Annotated in this window: 14 protein-coding genes and 1 pseudogene; 2 read left to right on the top strand and 13 right to left on the bottom strand. The window is 64.4% G+C overall.

Annotated features, from left to right (window positions below):
- Positions 1-99 precede the first annotated feature (99 nt).
- Positions 100-1326: an ABC transporter substrate-binding protein gene (locus IVB01_RS18430; RefSeq protein WP_247281646.1), complete on the top strand. Its 1227-nt coding sequence runs from the start codon at positions 100-102 to the stop codon at positions 1324-1326.
- Positions 1327-1464: 138 nt separating this feature from the next.
- Here IVB01_RS18430 and IVB01_RS18425 read toward each other — a convergent pair whose 3' ends face one another.
- From IVB01_RS18425 to IVB01_RS18390, 8 genes and pseudogenes are all read right to left on the bottom strand, one after another.
- Positions 1465-2721 carry a TCR/Tet family MFS transporter gene (locus IVB01_RS18425; RefSeq protein WP_247281647.1) on the bottom strand — a complete coding sequence of 419 codons (1257 nt, stop codon included), beginning with the start codon at positions 2719-2721 and terminating at the stop codon, positions 1465-1467.
- Positions 2718-4100 (bottom strand): ribosome biogenesis GTPase Der, encoded by a 1383-nt coding sequence (gene der / locus IVB01_RS18420; RefSeq protein WP_247281648.1) that lies wholly within the window; start codon positions 4098-4100, stop codon positions 2718-2720. Before der ends, IVB01_RS18425 begins: the two co-directional genes overlap by 4 nt.
- Positions 4101-4204: 104 nt before the next feature.
- Positions 4205-4747, bottom strand: coding sequence for a hypothetical protein (locus tag IVB01_RS18415; RefSeq protein WP_247281649.1), 543 nt, complete (start codon positions 4745-4747; stop codon positions 4205-4207).
- A 31-nt stretch (positions 4748-4778) separates the two neighbouring features.
- Positions 4779-5432 (bottom strand): tetratricopeptide repeat protein, encoded by a 654-nt coding sequence (locus IVB01_RS18410; RefSeq protein ID WP_247281650.1) that lies wholly within the window; start codon positions 5430-5432, stop codon positions 4779-4781.
- A 166-nt stretch (positions 5433-5598) separates the two neighbouring features.
- Positions 5599-7190, bottom strand: a pseudogene (locus tag IVB01_RS18405) (class I adenylate-forming enzyme family protein).
- A 73-nt stretch (positions 7191-7263) separates the two neighbouring features.
- Positions 7264-7848 (bottom strand): NnrU family protein, encoded by a 585-nt coding sequence (locus tag IVB01_RS18400; RefSeq protein ID WP_247281651.1) that lies wholly within the window; start codon positions 7846-7848, stop codon positions 7264-7266.
- A gap of 195 nt (positions 7849-8043) precedes the next feature.
- Entirely contained in the window at positions 8044-8622 is a 579-nt protein-coding gene (locus IVB01_RS18395; protein ID WP_247281652.1) for a hypothetical protein, read from the bottom strand.
- Positions 8623-8845: 223 nt separating this feature from the next.
- On the bottom strand, positions 8846-10468 hold the full coding sequence (locus IVB01_RS18390) for a peptide chain release factor 3 (protein ID WP_247281653.1): 1623 nt from the start codon (positions 10466-10468) through the stop codon (positions 8846-8848).
- Between the two features lie 157 nt (positions 10469-10625).
- On the opposite strand from IVB01_RS18390, the gene sugE reads away from it, so the two are divergent.
- Positions 10626-10940: a quaternary ammonium compound efflux SMR transporter SugE gene (sugE, locus tag IVB01_RS18385; RefSeq protein WP_247281654.1), complete on the top strand. Its 315-nt coding sequence runs from the start codon at positions 10626-10628 to the stop codon at positions 10938-10940.
- On the opposite strand, the gene IVB01_RS18380 is transcribed toward sugE, so the two are convergent.
- From IVB01_RS18380 to IVB01_RS18360, 5 genes are all read right to left on the bottom strand, one after another.
- The gene (locus tag IVB01_RS18380) at positions 10933-11940 is read right to left on the bottom strand and encodes an inorganic phosphate transporter (protein WP_247281655.1); all 1008 of its coding nucleotides are present in this window, start codon (positions 11938-11940) and stop codon (positions 10933-10935) included. The two genes, sugE and IVB01_RS18380, sit on opposite strands and share 8 nt — an antisense overlap.
- Before the next feature lie 96 nt (positions 11941-12036).
- Positions 12037-12681 carry a DUF47 domain-containing protein gene (locus IVB01_RS18375; protein WP_247281656.1) on the bottom strand — a complete coding sequence of 215 codons (645 nt, stop codon included), beginning with the start codon at positions 12679-12681 and terminating at the stop codon, positions 12037-12039.
- Between the two features lie 158 nt (positions 12682-12839).
- On the bottom strand, positions 12840-13808 hold the full coding sequence (locus tag IVB01_RS18370; RefSeq protein WP_247449260.1) for a branched-chain amino acid ABC transporter permease: 969 nt from the start codon (positions 13806-13808) through the stop codon (positions 12840-12842).
- Position 13809: 1 nt separating this feature from the next.
- A complete protein-coding gene (locus IVB01_RS18365) occupies positions 13810-14673 on the bottom strand; it encodes a branched-chain amino acid ABC transporter permease (protein WP_247281658.1) in 864 nt (287 codons plus the stop codon).
- A 74-nt stretch (positions 14674-14747) separates the two neighbouring features.
- Positions 14748-15971, bottom strand: a complete 1224-nt coding sequence (locus IVB01_RS18360; protein WP_247281659.1) for an ABC transporter substrate-binding protein — start codon at positions 15969-15971, stop codon at positions 14748-14750.
- Positions 15972-15987 lie beyond the last annotated feature (16 nt).

Here is a 15987-nt window from a genome sequence, read left to right as displayed (position 1 = left end):
GCGCATTGCCGCCGGCCATGGGACAGGCTAGAGCCAACAGCCGGAAACAAGGCTCCGCAAGAGAGCCGTCCGCTTATTTGACAATGGAGGGAACCTTTCATGACGACGACATTCGCGCGCCGGTCGGCGGCGCTTCTGGCCTGTGCCGCTTTCGGTTTTGCCACATCCGCCTACGCCCAGGACAAGACCGTCAAGATCGGCGTGCTCAACGACATGTCGAGCCTCTATGCCGACATCGGCGGCCCGAACTCCGTGGTCGCAATCAAGATGGCTGTCGAGGATTCCGGCCTGCTCAAGAAGGGCTGGAAAATCGACCTCGTCAGCGGCGACCATCAGAACAAGCCTGACGTCGGCGTCAACATTGCCCGGCAATGGATCGATACCGAGAAGGTCGACGCCATCGCCGACACGCCGAATTCCGGCGTGGCGCTCGCGGTCAGCAATGTCGTCAAGGAGAAGAACGCAGTGCTGCTCAATTCGGGCGCGGCCACTGCTGACCTGACGGGCAAGGCTTGCACGCCGAACACGATCTCGTTCACTTACGATACCTACATGCTCGCCAACGGCACCGGCAAGGCGCTCACGAAAGCGGGCGGCGACACCTGGTTCTTCCTGACAGCCGATTATGCATTTGGTCATGCGCTCGAGCGCGACACCAGCGCGGTCGTCACCGCCAATGGCGGCAAGGTGCTCGGTGGGGTCAAGCATCCGCTGAACACGGCCGACTTTTCGTCCTTCCTGTTGCAGGCGCAATCCTCCAAGGCCAAGGTGATTGGGCTCGCCAATGCCGGCGGCGACACCACCAACGCGATCAAGCAGGCCGCCGAGTTCGGCATCGTTCAGGGCGGCCAGAAGCTCGCCGCGCTGCTGCTCTTCATCAACGACGTGCATTCGCTCGGTCTGAAGACGGCGCAGGGACTGACCTTCACCGAATCCTTCTATTGGGACCTGAACGATCAGACCCGCGCCTGGTCGAAGCGCTTCTCGGCGCAGGCCAACAAGAACGCGATGCCTTCGATGACCCAGGCCGGCAATTACGCCATGGTGCTGCACTATCTCAAGGCGATGGAAGCGCTTGGCGGCAATCCGCATGACGGCGCCAAGGTCGTCGCCAAGATGAAGGAGCTGCCGACCGACGACCCGCTGTTCGGTAAAGGCCCGCTGCGCGAGGACGGACGCCGCCTGATCCCCGCCTACCTGTTCGAGGTGAAGAAGCCCGAGGAATCGAAGGGGCCGTGGGACTATTACAAGCAGATCGCCACGATCGCGGCGGAAGACGCGGCCAAGCCGCTCAAGGACAGCGATTGCCCGCTGGTGAAGAAGTAGGCGAGGCAACGCTGCCGTAGGGTGGGCAAAGGCGCGTAAGCGCCGTGCCCACCTTCTCTCCGCGAACTGACGAAGCAGCGGGGGGCACGCTTCCGCCTTCGCTCTTCGAGCTACGGCGGACAAGCCGCTCCTGCCATCCTACGAGACTGTCTTGGTCGCACCCAGCGACCGCACCGCGATCGCCACGCAGACCACCATCAGCACCGCCGCAAGCAGGAACGGCGCGCCGGGCAGATGCAGCGGCGCGCTGGCCCCGATGAAGTAGGAAAATGTCAACGTGAACAGGAACGGGCCGACGAGCTGCGACACGCTCTGCACGCTCGCGGTCGCGCCCTGCAACTGGCCCTGCTGATCGGGTGCAACCAGCCGCGTCATCAGCGATTGCGAGGCGGCGCCGGAGATCCCCCATAGCGCCAAAACGGGAATGCCGAGCCAGGATAGCGGTCCGGTCGGCGCAGCGCCCAAGACCACAAAGCCGATCGCGCCACAACACAGGCCCAGCAGCAGCGCGTTCCGCTCGCCGAGCGCGCGCACAATCGGGCCGATGGCGAGTCCCTGCACCACCATGGCACAGATGCCGACCATGGCGAGCGTCAGCCCCACGGTCTTGGAATCCCAGCCGTAGCGATATGTCGCATAGAGCACGAAGGTCGAGGGCAACACAACATGCGCGACCTGCGCAATGAAATTGACGACCGACAAGGCGGCAAGCACCGCGTTGGACCGCAGCAGGTGCAGCGCGCCGACCGGATTGGCACTCCTCCAGCGGAACGGCGCACGCCTGTCGGGCGAAAGCGATTCCGGCAGGACGAAAAGCCCGTAGAGCGCATTGGCGAAGCTCAAGGCCGCCGAGGCCCAGAACGGCAGGCGTGGATCGATGTCGCCAAGCAGGCCGCCGAGCGCCGGGCCCAGGATGAAGCCGGCACCGAAGGCCGCGCCGATCCTGCCGAAGACCGCCGCGCGCCGCTCCGGCGGCGTGATGTCCGAGATATAGGCGAAGGCGGTCGAGATGCTCGCCGAGGTGATGCCAGAGATCACGCGGCCGATGAACAGCCAGACCAGCGACGGCGCCAGCGCCATCAGCACGTAGTCGGCCGCAAGCCCGAAATTCGACAGCAGCACCACGGGCCGCCGCCCGAAGCGATCCGACAGCGCGCCGAGCAGTGGCGAGAACACGAACTGCATCAGCGCCCAGGCGGTGCCGAACAGGCCGAAGATGCGGGCCGCGTGCGCGGTGTCGTTGTCGACGAAGCTCTCGATCAACTTCGGCAGGATCGGCATGATCACGCCGAGTGCCAGCATGTCGAGCAGGATGGTGACGAAGATGAAGGCGACGGCACCACGCCGGACCGGCGCGGCGCTCTGCGCCATCGCCTCGCCCGTCTCCCCGCTCACGACGGCCGCTTGCGCTTATGCGCGAAGGGATTGGCCTTCTCGCGCAAGGTGATGCGCACCGGAGTACCCGGCAGCTCGAAAGTCTCGCGCATGGAATTGGTGAGGTAGCGCAAGTAGGACTGCGGCACCGCATCGGCACGCGAGCAGAACAGCACGAAGCTCGGCGGGCGCGCTTTCGTCTGGGTGATGTAATTCAGCTTCAGCCTGCGGCCGGACACCGCGGGCGGCGGATTGGCCTGGACCGCCTGCTCGAACCAGCGATTGAGCGCGGCCGTCGGCACCCGACGGTTCCAGATCGCGTAGGCGTCCTGGATCGCGTGCATCAGGCGGTCGATGCCCTCGCCCATCAGGCCTGATACGGCGACGATTGGCACCCCCTTGAGCTGTGGCAGCCAATGGTCGGCATCACGGCGCAGGCCCGAGATCGCGCCGCCGCCCTTGGTCTCCATCAGGTCCCATTTGTTGACGGCGAGCACGACCGCCCTTCCCTCACGCTCGACCAGATCGGCGATGCGAAGATCCTGCTCCTCGAAGCGGTTCTGCGTGTCCATCATCAGCACGACGACTTCGGCAAAGCGCACCGCGCGCAGCGCGTCGGCCACCGAGAGCTTTTCCAGCTTCTGCTCGATGCGCGAGCGACGGCGCAGGCCTGCGGTGTCGAACACGCGGAAATCGCGGCCCTTCCAGTTGATCTCCACTGCAATAGAATCGCGTGTGGTGCCGGCTTCCGGGCTGGTCAGCAGGCGCTCCTCGCCGAGCAGATGGTTGATCAGCGTCGACTTGCCGGCATTGGGCCGGCCGACGATAGCGACCCGGATCGGGCGCGTCGCTGCCTCTTCTTCGGAAAGCTGTTCGTCGTCCTCGTCTTCGTCGTCGTCAACGGGCGCGGGCATCAGCTTAGCCAAGGCATCGTAAAGCTCGCCCATGCCCTCGCCATGCTCTGCCGAGATCTGGATGGGATCGCCTAGGCCGAGGGCAAAGGCCTCCATCGCCCCCGCATCGCCATGCTTGCCTTCGCTCTTGTTGGCGACCAGCAGCACCGGCTTATTGGCCTTGCGGGCGAAATCGGCGAAAGCGCGATCGGTGGGCGTGAGGCCGATGCGGGCATCGATCACGAAGAACAGCGCGTCGGCCTGCGCGATCGCGGTCTCGGTCTGCTCCTGCATGCGCGCCGTCAGCGAGCCCTTGGCGCCCTCGTCGAGACCGGCGGTATCGATGATGGTGAATTCGAGATCGCCGAGCCTCGCCTCGCCCTCGCGGCGGTCGCGGGTGACGCCAGGGAGGTCATCGACGAGCGCCAGCTTCTGTCCGACCAGGCGGTTGAACAGCGTCGATTTGCCGACATTGGGCCGGCCGATGATGGCGATCGTGAAGGGCATCAGTCATTCGTGCGCTGCCGGAGCCGCGTCTGTCAATGCAGTGAAAGTAATTGTTTGAGCATGATCTTTTCGGAAAACCGCTTCACACTTTTCCGGATCATGCTCTAGCGCGAGAAGCTGCCACTCGGCAGCGGCGCCGGGAAAGCGCCCTGCGATTGCTGCTGCGTGGTCTGGGTCGGTTGCGCCTGCTGGACCGGCTGATCCGGCGGCGGCGCGGTGGTGCGCTTGCGGACGATCTTATGCTTGGGCGACGGAGCGGCGGTAGACGGCGCAGCCTCCGGCTGGGCCTCGCCATCGACCTCGGCGCCAGCGGGCGCGGCGGCCGCAGCGGCTGGCTGCCTGGACTTCGTCGCCTTCGCCCCCTTCACAGGCTTGGCCGGCTCGGGCGGCGGCTCCGCGGGCAAAGCCGCGACGGCAGGCGCGTTCGGATCGGGCTGCTGCTGCGCACCCTTGTACATCTCCTTCGGCACGCCCTGCTCGAGGCCCGGCACACCCTCTGGGAAGACCGGCTTGCGGTCGCCTGGCAGCTTCTTCTTGGTATCGAGGAAGTCGAGCATGTCGCTTGGATCGAAGCTGGAGCAGCCGCCTAGGACGCCCGTGAAGGCGATCAGGACGGCGGCTGCGATCAAGCGTGGCGTGCGGCGCATCTTGTGTCTCGTTTGCGTCAGAGGGCCGTCGTCAGCTCTTGGCGACGGGCGGCAGCAGAGCCTGGAGCGCCTCGGCGCGCGAGCGCAGGCCGGGCGGTGTTTCGCCGTCCTCGGCAATCGCGTCGAGCCATTTGCGGGCCGCGGTCATGTCGTTGTTGCGCCAGGCCGACAACGCCAGCATCTCGCGGGCGCTGTGGCGGAAGGTCGATTTGGGCGCGGCGGAGGCGTCCAGCCGTTGCTGCATGTCGGCGTAGCTGGCGCTGTCGAGGAGCAAGCCGGCCGCGCGGATCTTGGCCAGATCCTGCCACTCGCCGCCGACGCCGCGGTCGGCGGCAATGTCGTCATACATCTTCGCGGCGGCCTTGGGATCGCGGGCAGCGGCCTCTGCCGCAGCGCGCAGCCGCGCCAGGGTGCGATAGCCGGACGGGGCCTTGGCGGCGAGCTCGGTGAAGGCCTTTTCGGCGTCGGCGTGCTTGTCCTGCTCGGACAGCTCGACGGCCTTCTCGAAGGCGGCGCCGGCCTCGGCGGCCTTCTTGGCCTCCAGATATTGGTAGCCACGCCAGCCAGCAACGGCGGCCACGATCAGCACCATCAGGGCGATGAAGTAGATCGAATACTTGTCCCACAGCTTCTTGAGCTGTTCGCGACGTACTTCCTCATCGACTTCGTCAAATAGTTCAGACACTTATGCTAATCCCATGCCCGTCCGGGTGCGCGCGCCAAAGCATTCGCGTCAGGAATCCCGTCCCCGTGTGGCGGCGAGGTACCCTAACGATATGGCGGTGGCAAGGCAAAGCCAGCTCGATCAAGGCGTTAACCACTCCGGGACAGCCCGGAGCCGCCTGTCTGGCTCAGCTTCCGAGCAGCTCCCGCAACTGCCGCTTCAGCACCTTGCCATTGGCATTCCGCGGCAATGGCTCGGCGGTGATCGCCACGGTCTCGGGGACCTTGTAGTCGGACAGCCGCTCCGCGCACCAGGCCCGCAGGGCCTCGCTGGCAACCGGGCTGCGCGTCACCACTACCGCATGGACGCGTTCGCCCAGCACCGGGCAGGCCCTGGCGATGATCGCGCTCTCGACCACCGCGGGATGGCCGGCGAGCACGGATTCGACCTCGGCCGAATAGATCTTCAGGCCGCCGCGATTGATCATGTCCTTCTGCCGGTCGAACACGCGGACAAACCCTTCCGCGTCGACGGAGCCGAGATCGCCGGAGTGCCAGAAGCCGCCTGTGAAGCTTTCGGCCGTGGCCTTCGGGTTGTTCCAATAGCCCTTGATGACGGAGGCACTCTGGATCCAGAGCTCGCCGATCTCCCCGGGCGGCAGCTCGCGCCCCCCGGTGTCCATCGCGACAATGCGCGCGCCCGGGCACGGCAGGCCGACGCTGTCGATATGGCTCTGCGTCAGCTCGCCCGGCATGATGGTCGAGGGCGAGGTCGTCTCGGTCGCGCCGTAGCAATTCATCAGCTTCAGGCCGGGGATCTTCGCCTTGAGCTTCTCAATGGTCGCGACCGGCATCGGCGCGCCGCCAAAGCCGCCGATGCGCCAGCTCGACAGATCGTAGTTGTCGAAATCTGGTTGCAGCAGGCAAAGATTATACATCGCCGGCACCATCACCGTGTAGGTGACGCGCTCGCGCGCAGCGAGCTTGAGATAGTCGGCCGCCTTGAACTCCGGCATGATGATCAGCGCGCCTGCGCAGCGGATCATGGTCGTGACGTTGGCAACAACGCCGGTGACGTGGCCGAGCGGCACCGCGGCGATCGAGCGATCCGCCGCCGTCAATTGCAGGCAGGACACGAACACCATCGAGGAATGGATGATGTTGCAATGGGCCAGCATCGCGCCCTTCGGCTTGCCCGTCGTGCCCGAGGTGTAGAGGATCATCGCGGTGTCCTCCTCATTCACCTCGACCGAGGCAGGCGCCGACGCATTGTCAGCGAGAGCGGAGAAGCGCGACCGGGCCGGATCGTCGTCAATGGCGATGCGGTGGATCACATCGGGCACATCCTGCGCATCGGGCAGCCGCTCGGCGAGCGCTGCCTCGTGGATCAGGACCTTCGCGCCGCAATCCGTGAGCACATAGGCGATCTCCGGCTTCTGCTGGCGCGTGCTGAGCAGCACCGTGACCAGTCCCTCATGCGCGGCGGCGAACAGCAGCAGCGGAAATTCGATGCGGTTGCCGAGCAGGATGGCGACGCGGTCGCCGCGTTGCAGGCCGAGCTGGCGAAGCCGGCCGCGATCCGCGCGGACTGCTCGACGGCTTGTCGCCAGCTCAGGCGGACATCGCCGCAAATCAGCGCGTCGCCATCACCGTTGCGCGCGGAGGCTTCCGCGATCATGGCCCACACGCTCGACGGCCGATCGCAAAATGCCGGCACCACCCGATCGCCAAAGCGCGCCTCGAACCGCATCGGCGGAATCTGAGATTGCGACCAATCCATCGAAGGGCCCTCGGCTTATTGCTCTTGCCAACTATCGCCCATGGACGTCCAGGCTTCGTCTTGTGCTGACCGGCTAGACGCCGATGACGGGAACACCGATTACGACCGGATGGAACGCGAAGGCCAGCGCGAGATAAGCGACACTTCCGACCGCGACCGCGATCAAATCGTTGGTGACACCGCCCACCGGGATCGGCGGACCGCCGGCATCGGTGCGGTGCTTGAGCGTGATACGATCATACACCGCCCAGCCCAGGAACGAGCCGAACAGAATGATGGAGCCGAGATCGCCATTGGCGAGCAGATGCGCGGCCGCCCACAGCTTGATGCCGGTCAGCATCGGATGCTTCAGTGTCGCATAGATGCGGCCGCGCAGGTACGAGGCCACCACCAAGATGACGGCCGGCAGCATCAAGGCGAGCGTGATGTGCTTCAGCACCTTCGGCGGGTACCAGACGTCGATCCAGCCGGAGCTGCGATAATGGGCAAAGCCCCAGATGATCAGCGCGAGCCCCGCGAGCGAAACGAGCGAATAGACAATCTTGTAGGTCCCCTCGCCCAGCCTCGCGATCGCCTCTGCGCGCGCCTTTCGTTTCGTCGTGAAAATATGGGCCGCGAAAAACAGCACCAGCCCCAGCATCATGACCAGCAGACCCACGACATCCTCCCCCTCAAGCAGCCCCGCATCTGAAGTATCATCGATTGGCCGCCGCTCGCAACTCTCACCGCTCATGGTGAGGAGGCGCGAAAGCGCCGTCTCGAACCACAGAGGCCCCCTCTGTCACAGCCCGGCCTTCATCCTTCGAGACGCGCGTGAAGAACGCGCTCCTCCGGATGAGGAGATAGAGCTGCGCTATTTGGCAAGCTCGCGATTATCGACATAGCGGATCGCGATCGGCCTGCCCGCCAGCGCGCCGCCAAGGCCGCTGGTGAATTTCAGCGGCAGGCATGCATTCAGCGATGCGTTGATGGCATTGAGATAGGTCGTGCGAGTGTCGGCCGGCACGCCCGCGGTCGCGTATGTCAGGCGCGGCGGGCCGATCAGACCACCCGACTTGTTGAAGCTGAAGCGCACCGACATCTGCATGCCGGCGCGCGAATTGTCCGACGGCGGCGACCAGCAGCTGCGCAGCGCGGCGAAGAGGTCGCCGATCGTGTTGAGATCGTGATCCGGCCTCTGATATTTGGCACGATCGGCCTCGGACGGCACGCTCTCGATCGTAAGCTGGAGGTTCTGCCCGTAAGGATAGTCGATCTCGGGAATGCAGGGACCCTCTTCGAGCACGCTGCAATAGGACGGCGTGCAGGGCCCGCCATCGAGCACGCTGCAGGGCTCGTGCGAGAACGGGATGGGATTGATCTGCCGGGGCCGCGCGGCGGCGACACTCACGGCCAAGAAGGTCAGCAGCAGAACCAGGATTGCGCGCAGCATTGAGAAGCACCGCGATGAGCGACCACCATCATCTTGGGAGATCTTGCAGCGGCTTCAAGCCCATCTCGTGTTCACATGCGCGCGTTCAAACGCGGTTTCGCCGCCGGGCCGAACCCGCTCACTATTCCAGGGGATGGTTGTTGAGCCGAGAGGCGCGCTGGATGCTCCACCTTCGCGGGCATGACAGCTGAGGGGTGGCTGCACAGCGGAGGGGGTAGCCGCCCTACGCCTTCTTCTTGACGTCCTTGACGTTGGTGAACTCGATGCCCTCGGCGCGCTCGCGGGTGTAGCCGAGATAGAACTCGTTCCGCGCCAGATACACGGGATCGCCGTCGACATCGTCGGCGATGCTCGAGGTGTTGGCGGCAATGAAGGTGTCGAGCTTCTTGCGGTCCTCTGAGGAGACCCAGCGTGCCAGCTGGAACTCGCTGACCTCGAACTCGACCGGAAGTGAATATTCCGCCTCCAGCCGCGCTTTGAGCACATCGAGCTGGAGCGCGCCGACGACGCCGACCAGCGCGGGCGCGCCGTCGCGCGGGCGGAACACCTGCACCACGCCCTCCTCCGACATCTGCTGTAGCGCTTCCTTGAGCTTCTTCGCCTTCATCGCGTCGGTGAGACGGACGCGGCGGACGATTTCCGGCGCAAAGCTCGGCACGCCGACGAAGTTGAAATCCTCGCCCTCGGTCAGCGTATCGCCGATGCGCAGCGTGCCGTGGTTGGGAATGCCGACGACGTCGCCGGCAAAGGCCTCATCCGCAACCGAACGATCCTGCGCGAAGAAGAATTGCGGGCTCGACAGCGGCATGCTCTTGCCGGTGCGCACCAGCTTGGCCTTCATGCCGCGGCTGAGCTTGCCCGAGCAGAGCCGCGCAAACGCGATGCGGTCACGATGGTTCGGATCCATGTTGGCCTGGATCTTGAATACAAAGGCGCTCATGCGCGGATCGGTGGCCTCGACCTTGCGCTGGTCGCTGTCCTGCGCGCGCGGCTCGGGCGCGAACTTGCCGAGGCCCTCCAGGAGGTCGCCGACGCCGAAATTGCGCAGCGCGCTGCCGAAATAAACCGGCGTCAGATGGCCCTCGCGGAACGCTTCGAGCTCGAACGGTTTTGACGCTTCGGTGACGAGATCGAGCTCGTCCTTCACCGCGGACACGTCCAGATTGGCATTGAGCTTGGCGAGCTCTTCGATCTCGATCTGCTGCGCCGCGCCGGTCTTGGCGCCGCCGCCTTCGAGCAGGCGCACGCCGCCATTGACGACGTCATAAGTGCCGAGGAAGTCACGGCCGCGGCCGACCGGCCAGGTCATCGGCGTGGTGTCGAGCGCCAGCGTCTTCTCGATCTCGTCCAGCAGCTCGAAGACGTCGCGGCTCTCGCGGTCCATCTTGTTGATGAAGGTGATGATCGGGATATCCCGGAGACGACATACCTCGAACAGCTTTCGGGTGCGCGCCTCGATGCCCTTGGCGGCGTCGATCACCATTACGGCGGAATCGACCGCCGTGAGCGTCCGGTAGGTGTCTTCCGAAAAGTCCTCGTGGCCCGGAGTATCCAGCAGGTTGAAGACGAGGCCTTCGAACTCGAAGGTCATCACCGAGGTCACGACCGAGATGCCGCGCTCGCGCTCGATCTTCATCCAGTCGGAACGCGTGTTGCGGCGCTCGCCCTTGGCCTTGACCTGGCCGGCGAGGTTGATGGCGCCACCGAACAGCAGCAGCTTCTCGGTCAGCGTGGTCTTGCCGGCGTCGGGGTGGGAGATGATCGCAAAGGTCCGCCGCCGCGCCACTTCAGCGGCAAGCGGGGAACGGGCCGGCGATTCGGCTGCGGTGGCGACGATGTCGGACATGGCGGGAGCGTTTGGCAGGGAAACTGGGCCTGATCAAGCCTCATTTGGTGATTGCGTGGCCTTCCGGCCAGCCCCATATCGGCATTTGGGAAGGACGGCCTTCCCGTTCTCAGCACCTCAGCCGCGGGGACGACCCTGCCTAGAAAGGAGGGTCGTCATGGCCTGGAGTATCCTGTTGATCGCCGGGCTTCTCGAGATCACCTGGGCGATCGGCCTGAAATACACCGAGGGCTTTACCAGGCCTGTTCCGTCCGTCGTCACGCTCGCGGCCATGGCCGGCAGCGTCATCTTGCTCGGACTCGCTCTCAAATCACTGCCCGTCGGAACCGCCTACGCTGTCTGGACCGGAATCGGCGCGGTCGGCACCGCGACGCTCGGCATCATCCTGTTCGGCGAGCCGGCCACGGCGTTCCGCCTCGCCAGCATCGCGCTCATCGTCGCCGGAATTGCGGGCCTAAAGTTCGTTACTTGACGAAGATCTTGACCACCCACCAGGTCAGCGCGGCGACGATGGCCGAGGCCGGGATCGTGATCACCCAGGCATAGACGATCGAGCTCGCGACGTTCCAGCGCACCGCCGAGACGCGGCGGGCGGCGCCGACGCCGACGATGGCGCCGGTGATGGTGTGGGTGGTCGAGACGGGAACGCCGAGGAAGGTCGCCATGAACAGGGTCGCAGCGCCCCCGGTCTCGGCGCAAAAGCCCTGCATGGGCGTCAATTTGGTGATGCGCAGGCCCATTGTGCGGACGATGCGCCAGCCGCCCATCAGCGTGCCCAGCGCCATCGCGGCCTGGCAGGACAGCACGACCCAGAACGGCACCGAGAATTCGCTGCCGAGATGACCCTGCGAATAGAGCAGCACCGCGATGATGCCCATCGTCTTCTGGGCGTCGTTGCCGCCATGGCCGAGCGAATAGAGCGAGGCGGAGGCGAATTGCAGGATGCGGAAGGCGCGATCGACGGCGAAGGGCGTCGAGCGCACCGAGGCCCAGGACACGATCGCCACCAGCATCATTGCGAGCAGGAAGCCGACCAGGGGCGACAGCACGATTGCCAGCACCGTCTTCGACAATCCGCTCCACACTGCCGCCGAAATGCCCGCCTTGGCCATGCCGCCGCCGACGAGCCCGCCGATCAGCGCATGCGAGGACGATGACGGGATGCCGAGCGCCCAGGTCACGAGGTTCCAGACGATGGCCCCGACCAAGGCCGCAAAGATCACTTGGGCGTCGACGATGGAGGGATCGATGATGCCGGTACCGATGGTCTGGGCGACGTGCAACCCGAAGACCATGAAGGCGACGAAATTGAAGAACGCGGCCCAGAATACCGCAAATTGTGGCCGCAGCACGCGGGTCGAGACGATGGTCGCGATCGAATTGGCGGCGTCATGGAGCCCGTTCAAGAAATCGAACAGCAGCGCGACGGCGATCAAGCCGACCAGGACGGGAAGAGCCAACGCAGCATCCACAGCGGCCCTGCCTCAGTTTTTTCGCATGATCTCCGCGCAAACGCGTTCAGCGCTTGTCGCGAAGGAAAACCGCGGCACATTTTTCCGGATCATGCGTTACACTTGCTCGATCACGATGCTGTTGATCTCGTTGGCGACGTCGTCGAAACGGTCGGCCACCTTCTCGAGATGGTCGTAGATCTCTGCGCCGACGATGAAATCCATCGCGTTGCCCGCGCGATGCTTGAGGAACAGCTCCTTCAGCCCGATGTCATGGAGGTCGTCGACGCGGCCCTCCAGCTTGCCCAGCTCTTCGGTGATCGCCGTCAGCATGGCGACGTTCGGGCCGATCGACTGCATCAGCGGCAGCGCGCGCCCGACCAGATTGGCGCATTCGATCAGAAGCCCGCCGATCTCGCGCATCGGCGGCTCGAAGGCGCGGACCTCGAACAGCATCACGGCTTTCGCCGTCTGCTGCATCTGGTCGATGGCGTCGTCCATCGAGGTGATCAGGTTCTTGATGTCGCCGCGGTCGAACGGAGTGATGAAGGTGCGGCGCACCGCCGTCAGCACTTCGCGGGTGATGTTGTCGGCGTCGTTCTCGAACTGGTTGACGCGCTGGCAATAGACCGGCGTTTCCTCGCCCCCGTTGAGCATGCTCTGGAGCGCGATCGAGCCCTGGATCACGGTCTGGGCATGACGGTCGAACAGGTCGAAGAACCGTTCCTCCTTGGGCAGGAAAGCACGAAACCATCGCATCATGGGGATAGGCTACCGGTTGGAAAAATGGCCTGGCCCGAATGGGCCGTCATGAAACTGTCATAGACCATTTTCGATCCACGCGCGTGTCATCTCACGCCCGCGGCGCCGGATCATCCACCGCTTTCGAGCGACCGGTAAACCGATTTTAAATCAGCTACTTAGAGCGATCGCCGGAAGTAATGCGCGATTTCGCCGATGACCCCGCGGCGGAAGGTGAGCACGCAGATCACGAAGATCGCGCCTTGGATCACCGTCACCCATTGGCCGAAGCCCGCCAGATATTGCTGCATGGCGATGATCACGAAGGCGCCGATCACGGGACCGAAGATGGTTCCGAGACCGCCGACCAGCGTCATCAGGACGACCTCGCCCGACATCGACCAGTGCACGTCGGTGAGCGAGGCGTTCTGCGCCACGAACACTTTCAGCGCACCGGCAAAGCCGGCCAGCGTGCCCGACAGGATGAAGGCCAGGAACTTGTACTGGTCGGTACGGTAGCCGAGCGAGATCGCCCGCGGCTCACTCTCGCGGATCGCCTTCAGGACCTCGCCGAACGGCGAGTTGATGATGCGGAAGATCAAGAGGAAGCCGGCGAGGAAGCCGACCAGCACGACATAGTAGAGCACGGTCGGCTTGGACAGATCGAGTACACCGAACATGTACCCTTGTGGAATGCCCTGGATGCCATCCTCGCCATGGGTGAACGGCGCCTGCAGGTAGATGAAATAAAGAAGCTGCGACAGCGCCAGCGTGATCATCGAGAAATAGATGCCCTGGCGACGGATCGAGATGTAGCCGGTCACGATCGACAGCACGAACGCGGCGGCGACGCCGACGAGGATGCCGAGCTCGGGCGGAAGCGCCCATACCTTCAGCGCATGTGCGCTGCAGTAGCCGGCAGTCCCCAGGAACATCGCGTGCCCGAACGACAGCAGGCCGCCATAGCCGACCAGCAGATTGAAGGCGCAGGCGAGCAGCGCAAAGCACAGCGCCTGCATCACGAAGAACGGATAGACTCCTGTGAACGGCACCGACGCCAAGAGCAGCGCCATCACTACGAACACGATCATCTCGTCGCGCACCGTGCGCGGGGTTACCGGCAGCGTGTCGTCCGTCAAGGCTGTCATATCAGGCCGCCCTTCCCGTCAATCCCGTTGGCTTCACCAAGAGCACCAGCACCATCAGCACGAACACGACGGTGTTGGAGGCCTCGGGGTAGAAATATTTGGTCAGGCCCTCGATCACACCGAGCGCAAAGCCGGTGATGATCGAGCCCATGATCGATCCCATGCCGCCGATCACGACCACCGCGAACACGACGATGATGAGGTCGGCGCCCATCAGCGGCCGCACCTGGTTGATCGGCGCCGAGAGCACGCCGGCGAGCGCGGCAAGGCCGACGCCGAGACCATAGGTCAGCGTGATCATGCGCGGCACGTTGACGCCGAAGGCGCGCACCAGCGTCGGGTTCTCGGTGGCGGCACGCAGGTAAGCGCCGAGCCGCGTCTTCTCGATCAGGAACCAGGTCGCAAGGCACACCACCAGCGAGAACACGACCACCCAGCCGCGATACACGGGCAGGAACATGAAGCCGAGGTTCATGCCGCCCTTGAGCTGGTCCGGAATGGCGTAAGGCAGGCCGGAGGAGCCGAAATAGTTCTGGAACACGCCCTGCACGATCAGCGCGATGCCGAAGGTCAGGAGCAGGCCGTAGAGGTGGTCGAGCCCGGTCAGCCATTGCAGCATGGTCCGCTCCAGGATCATGCCGAAAATGCCGACGATGATGGGCGCCAGCAGCAACGCCCACCAATAATTGATGCCGCCGAGGTTCAGCAGGAAATATGCGACGAAGGCGCCCATCATGTAGAGCGCGCCGTGGGCGAAATTGATGATGTTGAGCATGCCGAAGATCACGGCAAGCCCGAGACTGAGCAGCGCGTAGAACGAGCCGTTGATCAGTCCCACCAGTAGCTGAGCGTAAAGAGCCTGCATCGATCCCGCACCCGGTCCCTTCGGCGTTCCCTTAAAAAGTTGCTCGCAAGCCTGATGGCCTGCGGGCCGTCATCTTACTTCTTCAAGAGCGCGCACTTGCTCTCGGACAGCGGCGTAAAGGCCTGATCGCCCGGCACCGTGCCGACCAGCTTGTAGAAGTCCCACGGTCCCTTGGACTCCGAGGGCTTCTTCACCTCGAATAGATAGGCGTTGTGAATGGTGCGGCCGTTGGGCTGGATCTCGCCCTTGCCGAACAGATCGTCCTCGGTCGGCATCGACTTCATCTTCTCGACCACCTTGACGCCGTCATGCGGATTGCCGCCGAGCGCTTCGAGGGCCTTGAGATAGTGCCGCACGCCCGCATAGACGCCGGCCTGCACCATGGTCGGCGGCGCATTGTTCTTCATCTTCTCGGCGAAGCGCTTGGAGAACGCCCGGGTCTGGTCGTTCATGTCCCAATAGAACGTCTCGGTGAAGTTGAGGCCCTGCGCCGTCTCGAGGCCGATCGCCTTGACGTCGGTGAGGAAGAGCAGCAGCGCCGCCAGCTTCTGACCGCCCTTGACGATGCCGAACTCGGCCGCCTGCTTGATGGTGTTGGTGGTGTCGCCGCCGGCATTGGCCAGGCCGATGATCTTGGCCTTGGAGGCCTGCGCCTGAAGCAGGAACGAGGAGAAGTCCGGCGTGTTCAGCGGATGCTTGACGCCGCCGACCACCTTGCCGCCGTTGGCGGTGATGACCGCCGTGGTGTCGCGCTCGAGCGCCGCGCCGAAGGCGTAATCCGCGGTCAGGAAGAACCAGGTGTCGCCGCCGGCCTTGACCAGCGCCTGGCCGGTGGTGTGGGCCAGCATGTAAGTGTCGTAGGTCCAGTGCACGGTATTGGGCGAGCACTGCGCGTTGGAGAGGTCCGAGGTCGCCGCACCGGAATTGATATAGACGCCGTTCTTTTCCTTGATGACGTTGTTGACGGCGAGCGCGACGCCCGAGTTCGGCACATCGACGATGACGTCGACCTTGTCCACGTCGAACCATTGCCGCGCGATCGCGGTGCCGATGTCGGGCTTGTTCTGGTGATCGCCCGAGATGATGTCGATCTTCCAGCCCTTCGCCGCGAGGCCAGAATCCTCAACGGCCATCTGCGCGGCAAGCGTCGAGCCCGGCCCGCCGAGATCGGCGTAGAGGCCGGACTGATCGGATAGCGCGCCGATCTTGACGGACTTGTCCTGCGCGGACGCGACGCCTGCTGCGGCGAAGGTAAGCGCGGTCGTCAGCAGCAATGACGCAATCGACCTGGTCTTCATGCAACTTTCCTTTTTG

The sequence above is a fragment of the Bradyrhizobium sp. 164 genome (assembly GCF_023073715.1).
GTDB lineage: Bacteria > Pseudomonadota > Alphaproteobacteria > Rhizobiales > Xanthobacteraceae > Bradyrhizobium.
Note: the sequence above shows the minus strand (reverse complement) of the source record. Positions and strands in the feature narration are given on the sequence as shown.